2 protein-coding genes and 1 pseudogene are annotated in these 1109 nt (G+C 45.1%); 1 reads left to right on the forward strand and 2 read right to left on the reverse strand.

Translation table 11 applies throughout. The features are described 5' to 3' along the window. A pseudogene (locus WMO66_RS06105) lies at window positions 1–137 on the reverse strand (phage portal protein); the annotation flags it as partial. 79 nt (window positions 138–216) lie between these two features. On the opposite strand from WMO66_RS06105, the gene WMO66_RS06110 reads away from it, so the two are divergent. Further along, complete coding sequence (locus WMO66_RS06110) at window positions 217–888, forward strand: hypothetical protein (RefSeq protein ID WP_349135503.1); 672 nt, start codon at window positions 217–219, stop codon at window positions 886–888. Here WMO66_RS06110 and WMO66_RS06115 read toward each other — a convergent pair. Then, window positions 885–1109, reverse strand: a 225-nt coding sequence (locus WMO66_RS06115; protein WP_349135505.1) for a terminase TerL endonuclease subunit, incomplete at its 5' end; no start/stop codon positions are given. The two genes, WMO66_RS06110 and WMO66_RS06115, sit on opposite strands and share 4 nt — an antisense overlap.

The raw sequence follows: 1109 nt of genomic DNA on the forward strand, positions 1-1109 counted from the left end.
GCGGTCATCTGCATGGCGGAGCGTTCCGTCACCGCTTTGCCGGAGGTCGTGCCGCCGAAGAAAAAGGCGTAGTTGCTGCCAGCTGTGCGGTTTTGAGGCTTGTCCCTGGATTTGAACAGCCCTGAAAATAGTGACATAAATCCTCCTTTTGTCCTGTTTATTGGACATTGAATATGATATAATTCTTTCAGAAAGCAGATGAAAGGGTGCCTACTTATGGAATCTTCTCGTTACATAGACGAAGTCAATTGCTATCACAGTGCAGGATTTTCCTTTGACTACCAAATCAATTGGATAGTTCCGGCAATTACAGGCTCAGAGAATGCCAATGGTTATATTGTCCAGCACTTTACGCGCTTGTCGCAACCCAAAAACTCAATAGTGGATGATATTGAGTATTTTGAAGCGTGGCGCATCAAAAATGGAGTATGCCTTGACCGAGGGAAATGCGATGACGAATTCAGCGTCGGAATGAATCTGGGCTTTTGCGCATTACAAAAAGCTCTTCATACAAAGGGAAGTTTTGAGATTTCGGCTGCGGTTTATTGGATACCCGAATTTAGCCCACTCTGCAAAATTGTTGATAAGTGGTCCGATACAGCAGTAACCCAAACCGCTGGCTTAAAAGGAAGTTACGATTTTAGAGAGTTGTCCGAAGAATATCTGGTATTCCATCGGCCGTTATTTACCCATTCTTGGTCTTTAATTACAGAAGATGAAATTAAAAGCAAAGTGCAGAAAGCAATTTTTGCATATTGCCCTAACAATACGCCAAGGGATGAAGAACTAATGAATGAGAACTTGGAATATATCTTTAAAGGGCAAAGTGGGGAACTTCAGAAAATCAAAAGGCGTATTGCCAATGTCTGGCATCAGCAGTGGAATTAAATGAACAAAATCCCTCGGTTATCATAAACAGATTCGGCGGTGTCGTTGCCGCAGCGGATGGCTCTATCCAGTGCCATGATTGTTGCTACGGCACCGTCGATTTTCTCTGTAGACTTCTCCTTGTCCGGCTTGATGTTCCCGGCTGGGTCGGTGCGGATGAAGATGTTGTCCATCATCCAGCGGAGGACGGGGTGTCCGCCGTGGGCAATTTTCTGCTCCAG

Origin of the sequence: Faecousia intestinalis (genome assembly GCF_040096185.1) — a bacterium.
Classification (GTDB): Bacteria; Bacillota; Clostridia; order Oscillospirales; family Oscillospiraceae; genus JAZOXB01.

What these genes read in the sequence shown, in the direction of transcription:
- WMO66_RS06110 (WP_349135503.1), top strand. Translation starts at nt 217, where the DNA reads ATGGAATCTTCTCGTTACATAGACGAAGTCAATTGCTATCACAGTGCA.